This is a genomic window from Mesorhizobium sp. M4A.F.Ca.ET.050.02.1.1 (genome assembly GCF_003997725.1).
In the GTDB taxonomy this organism is placed as follows: domain Bacteria; phylum Pseudomonadota; class Alphaproteobacteria; order Rhizobiales; family Rhizobiaceae; genus Mesorhizobium.
Genome location: NZ_RZSG01000440.1, coordinates 1 through 5,047, shown reverse-complemented (window position 1 = coordinate 5,047; position 5,047 = coordinate 1). Strand labels below are relative to the sequence as shown.

Sequence of the window (5,047 nt, the reverse complement as noted above, 5' to 3'; positions counted from 1 at the left end):
GTTCGATTGCGCGCTCGTCGTCGAGGTGGCTGAGGGACCCTGTCCGGCGCCGGTTTCCGAGTAAGGATAGGATTGCCAGCGCGTGGTTTCGGCCGGCCGCGCCGTCAATCCATCTCGTCAAGAGAGTTTTTCACGTATCGCAAAGGCGCTTCAAGCTTCCAGCTTACACCGTGCTCGCCGAACTCCAGCTGTCCGGTACCGCCCAGCGCCTGCGGCGTGATCCGTTTCAGCACAACCGAGCCGAATCCGCGACGTTTCTCTCCATCCAAGGGCGGTCCATCGTGCTCGTGCCAGACCAGGCCAAAGACCTCCTCGCCATTCGCGCCGGTGGTTATGGCCCATTCGATCTCGACCTGCCCGACCGGGTGAGACAGGACGCCGTACTTTGCCGAATTTGTCGCCAGTTCGTGGAAGGCGATGCCGAGATATTGGACGGCGTTCGGCTTGAGCATGATCACCGGCCCCTTTGCCGACAGGCGCGACTGCGCCGCGAAGACCCTTACCTGCGCCTCGACCAGCTCGGCAACCGTCGCGCCGCGCCACTCAGCATTGACAAGCAGATCGTGCGATTCCGAAAGCGCCAGGATGCGTTCGCGTACCTGGTCCAGAAAGACCTCCGGGGTGCTTGCCTGCTTGCTCGTCTCTCGGATCATCGAGATGATGACCGAGTACTGGTTCTTTACGCGATGGTTGACCTCGCGCATGAGCAGGCGGATGCGCCGTTCGCTCTCCTTGTGAGAGCTGATGTCGCGCGCAATCTTGGACGCGCCGACAATCCTGCCGATGCCGTCGCGTATCGGCGAGACTGTCAGCGAAACGGGAATGCGCGTGCCGTCCTTGCGCTGGCGCACCGTCTCGTAGGACGGCACGACCTCGCCGGCGCGAATGCGGGTGATGATCGAGACCTCCTCGTCCAGATGGTCGGGCGGAATAAGGATCGTCACCGGCCGGCCGATCGCCTCCGCCGGCGTGTAGCCAAAGAGGCGCTGCGCCGCGTCGTTCCAGCTGGTGATGATGCCGTTTATGTCCTTTGAAACGATCGCATCCACCGATGACTCGACAATGGAGGCAAGCCGCGTGCGGGCTTCGTCCGCCATCGTCTGCGTGCGCAGGTCAAGCAAGGTGGTGATTGCGCCGATCGTATCGCCGGCCTCATTGCGAAGCAGGACGGGATGCGCGCTGAATGGGATGAGTTCTCCGTTGGGCCGCTCGGCTATCGCCCGCCCCCAGCGAACGTCCTTTTCTTCGCGCAAGGCAATGGCCATCGGGCATTCTTCATGCGCCATCTTGCTCCCGTCGAGATGACGCAGCTTCCATGACCCGCACCACCGATCCTCGTTGAGCACGGGACGATGCCCCCAAAGTTCGGCCGCGGCTTCGTTGAAGAAAGTGATGAGGCCCTGCTTATCGGTGGTGTAGACGGCGACTGGCAGCGCCCGCAGCAGATCGACGGCATGGGCGCCTGGAAGCCCGATGCCGCCATGTTCAATCGTGTCCACCGACCCCCTCGCCTTTCGATACCGCAAAATTAACTCGACAAGGAATGCGCGTGAGGGATTTCGGTTCCCCGGCAACGCGTCGCCGGCCGGCCGGCGATCGCCAGTTCCCGGCTACGCTTGCAGAGTCGTCAAGGGCGGGAACTGTCTGCCACCTCCAAATGAATATGTGAGGGAACCATCACCAGCGCGAGCGGTTCCCCCAAAAGTCGCGACACGACGAAACTGCAACCAAATGGAGACAGCCATGACCATGAGAATCCTCGCAGCCACCATGCTGACGCTTGGCCTCGGTACATCGGCGATGGCCCAGACCGCCGGCGACACGGCCGGCTCAGGCATGGTCGACGGCAGCGGAAAATCGGTCGTTGTCGACCCCACTGGCCCCAATACGGTCGACCTGAACGACCCCGATGCCGTCGATCCCACGCCGACCTACAGCATAGACGGCATGGCCACGTATGCGACGAGCCCAACCCCCGATCAGAACTGCCCTGTCGGCCCGCAGGGCGCGCAGCCTGACGCAAGCGGGACATCGCCCGGGACAAGCGCGCCGACGGTGAACGACAACCACTGCGGCAAGTAACCGGCGCATCGCCGTTCGGCGGCCGCGGACAACGACTTCGCGGCCTCCGCCGGTTCCCGCGGGGAACCGACCTTGCAGCAGCGGCGTTTCCAGGATGTATTGAGTTCCGAAACAACCTGGGAGAGAGGACGTGGCTCTATCGGCTCTCATCGGCATCCTGATCACCTTCCTGGTGATCATCCTCGTGCTCTTCCTCGTCCAGCGCCTGCCGCTCGACGGCCGCACGCGACAGATCGCGCAGATCGTCGTCATCATCATTGGCATCATTTCACTGTTGAAGTATCTGGCTGTTTTCTAGCCCTTCCCGAGGGGAAGATGTCCAGCCGAGGCTCCCCGATGAAAACCAGTTCGATCGCATGGATTGCCGGCACGATGGTGCTTGCCTTCACGGCCACAGCCCACGCCCGCCTCGATACCCGTACAATGAGCTGCGAACAGGTGCGGTCCCTGATCCAGGGCCATCGCGCGGCCGTGCTGACCACGGGACAGAACACCTACGACCGCTATGTGCGGCAGTACGGCAATGAGTGCGACTGGCCTGAGGTGCCGACAGCCGCCTCCGTTCCGGCGCGTGACGGCCAGTGCCGCGTCTACCGCTGCCAGGAGCCAGTGTTCAATTTTCCCAACTAAATATGGCCTCGTCGTTCTCGCAACGGATGCGTGGAACCGTTGCCCTTCGCGCGAATTGATTCGGGGTCGAACATTTCGACGTGTTGTCGCGGCCAGCAGAGCGGCGCGAACCAGGAGGAACAGCCATGTCCAGCGATATCAGGCGCAGCGGCAGCTGCCTGTGCGGCGGCGTCCAGTTCTCGGTCACCGGCGAGCCGCTTCGGGTCGGACTTTGCCATTGCAAGGATTGCCGCAAGACCAGCGGATCGGTCTACCAGGCTTTCGGAATCTGGCCGCTTGAGGCGTTCGAGACGACCGGCATCGTCAGCACCTATGGCGGCAGGAGCTTCTGCCCGACCTGCGGCGGCCGTGTCACATCGGTCGGCGAAGAGGAGGCCGAAGTGATGCTTGGCAGTCTCGATGTGGCGCCGACGGAGCTTGAACCGAAATACGAGTTGTGGACGGTGCGCCGAGAGCACTGGCTGCAGCCCCTGCCCGGCGCCCATCAGTTCGGACACGACCGGACCGAAGGCGAGGCGGCTGACGAAGGCGAAGCACGCATAGCCGCGGAGGGCGACGGGGAATCGACCCGCAGCGCAGCCTGAACCTGCAGCCAGGATGGCCAACTTGCATTTTGCAACCGATGGTCGGTTTGCCGCGGGTACCATGCTCAGTTAAGATTCGACTTGCGGTGGACCTATTGGAAACCGCTTTGGCCGGCGCGGCTCAGGCAACGCTCCCAACATTGCCGCGTCGGCCTTCCAGAATCGAAGGACGCGCGGTATGTTTTCCGGGCCGGGCGGTACAACCTTTGATATGTATTACGACTCACATAGCTTGGTTATCTAGTGAAGTACCAAGTTATGGTTGCGCTACCGGCCCAGACATTCTTTCGATGAAAGAAAATTCGCTCAAAGTTATTTTTTTCAGTGCGTCAACTACGCCACCCAAGTAGCAGTCAAAGCTGACGCATCGTGATTTTGGGCGGTCTTGTACAAAAGGCCACCTTGTTTCTTTTGGTTCATGTTACATACTGTTGCGAATCTTGAAACCGAACGGGGCGGTTTTCATGACTGCGGTACCTGAAGGGGGGCGCGGCGTTCATCTGCGATATCCTCCGATCGACGGGTTCTGGACCTGGGACATCAAGCGAAACCGTGTCTACGGTGACGCCAACCTTTCCGACTATTTCGGGCTCACGCTTGAGGAATTCTCCCATGGCGCGCCACTTGAAAGATGCATGGAAAGCATCGAGGCCGAGGATCGGCTCCGGGTCCATGTAGCGATTCGCCGGGCGGTGGAGCGCAGGTCGAGTTTCCGGGAGGTCTACAAAGTCCGTTCGGAAAAGATGGGCCTTCGCAAGATCCTGGCGGTCGGCCAGTGCTATGTCGACAACCTTGGAGAAGCAGCTCTCTATCCCGGCTGGTTCGTCGATCTGACACAGGAGGAGGATACAGAGGAGGCCTCCTTGCGCGAAATCCACCGGCATATCGAGCAGGCCAAGGAAATCTCGCAATCGATCGGACACACCCTGCTCTTCTACCTGCTCGACAATGCCCAGGAAGAGGTGCAACTGCGTCTTGGCGGCGGATCGAGGAGGCGCAAATCGTCCTAGCGCGCACCCTAGCCTCTGGGCGGCGTCCTGCCTTGCTTGCTGATTTCGGCCGTCACCATGCGGGCGAAATGCGACTGCGGCGAGCGACGTTCGAGCAGTCTGGCGCGTTCGAGCGCCGTATCGCCGTAGAATTCGACCAGCACCGCGGCTGCAGTGGCCGCGTCGGCCTTCAGCTTGCCGATGTCGGCCTGTTCGCTATGCCTCGAGGGGCCGTTCCTGGCGATCACGTCCAGCATGGCTTGCAACTTTTCAGGAGTGCTGCCCTCGTCTTCGTGCATCGTCGCGGTCCGATTGGTCGCGCAAAATATCGACATTTCCGAGGAATGTCCAACAGCTTCGTTGATCGCGCAGGGATACAACCAAATACAGCTTCACCGCGAGTCTCTCCACAATCTTGATGCAAGCAACAGTCAGCCACACTTCCCACGCAGACATTGGGGGCACCGATGGACCAGCCGAGCAAAATGGAAAACCTGCAGTTCGCGCAGGGGATCTTGAGGGAACTGCGCCAGAAAGCTGAAGCCGATGGCGAGAAGCTTCTGACCTATCTGATCGACATGGCCTATCTCGAAACCAGCGACCGCATCCGCGCGCACTGGATCGGGAACCATGAGAGCGACGGCCGCCGCGCCAAGGGCTGATGCATGTCGACCAAAAGTGCGTAGCGGTTTTGGGACGAAGATGCATCAATCATTAGACTTAGCTTGAGCGCGTTCGGTTAGGCAGGACGCGCTCTGGATC

The 5,047-nt window shown here is 61.0% G+C and carries 8 protein-coding genes; 6 read left to right on the top strand and 2 right to left on the bottom strand.

Going from position 1 to position 5,047, the window contains the following annotated elements; all coding sequences use genetic code 11:
• Window positions 1-104 precede the first annotated feature (104 nt).
• Complete coding sequence (locus EOA33_RS23875; protein ID WP_245482420.1) at window positions 105-1,499, bottom strand: PAS domain S-box protein; 1,395 nt, start codon at window positions 1,497-1,499, stop codon at window positions 105-107.
• A 244-nt stretch (window positions 1,500-1,743) separates the two neighbouring features.
• Here EOA33_RS23875 and EOA33_RS23870 point away from each other — a divergent pair, with 244 nt between their 5' ends.
• The 5 genes from EOA33_RS23870 (at window position 1,744) to EOA33_RS23850 (ending at window position 4,306) form a co-directional block, all read left to right on the top strand.
• Window positions 1,744-2,082: a hypothetical protein gene (locus tag EOA33_RS23870; protein WP_126055194.1), complete on the top strand. Its 339-nt coding sequence runs from the start codon at window positions 1,744-1,746 to the stop codon at window positions 2,080-2,082.
• 130 nt (window positions 2,083-2,212) lie between these two features.
• Window positions 2,213-2,380 (top strand): Thivi_2564 family membrane protein, encoded by a 168-nt coding sequence (locus EOA33_RS23865; protein ID WP_126055195.1) that lies wholly within the window; start codon window positions 2,213-2,215, stop codon window positions 2,378-2,380.
• Between the two features lie 38 nt (window positions 2,381-2,418).
• A complete protein-coding gene (locus EOA33_RS23860) occupies window positions 2,419-2,712 on the top strand; it encodes a hypothetical protein (protein ID WP_126055196.1) in 294 nt (97 codons plus the stop codon).
• Window positions 2,713-2,837: 125 nt separating this feature from the next.
• Window positions 2,838-3,296 (top strand): GFA family protein, encoded by a 459-nt coding sequence (locus EOA33_RS23855; protein ID WP_127406739.1) that lies wholly within the window; start codon window positions 2,838-2,840, stop codon window positions 3,294-3,296.
• 464 nt (window positions 3,297-3,760) lie between these two features.
• Complete coding sequence (locus EOA33_RS23850) at window positions 3,761-4,306, top strand: PAS domain-containing protein (RefSeq protein WP_126055198.1); 546 nt, start codon at window positions 3,761-3,763, stop codon at window positions 4,304-4,306.
• A gap of 8 nt (window positions 4,307-4,314) precedes the next feature.
• Here EOA33_RS23850 and EOA33_RS23845 read toward each other — a convergent pair whose 3' ends face one another.
• Entirely contained in the window at window positions 4,315-4,584 is a 270-nt protein-coding gene (locus EOA33_RS23845; RefSeq protein WP_126055199.1) for a hypothetical protein, read from the bottom strand.
• 168 nt (window positions 4,585-4,752) lie between these two features.
• Between EOA33_RS23845 and EOA33_RS23840 the strand changes: the two genes are divergently transcribed.
• Window positions 4,753-4,947, top strand: a complete 195-nt coding sequence (locus EOA33_RS23840) for a hypothetical protein (protein ID WP_126055200.1) — start codon at window positions 4,753-4,755, stop codon at window positions 4,945-4,947.
• Window positions 4,948-5,047: the final 100 nt, after the last annotated feature.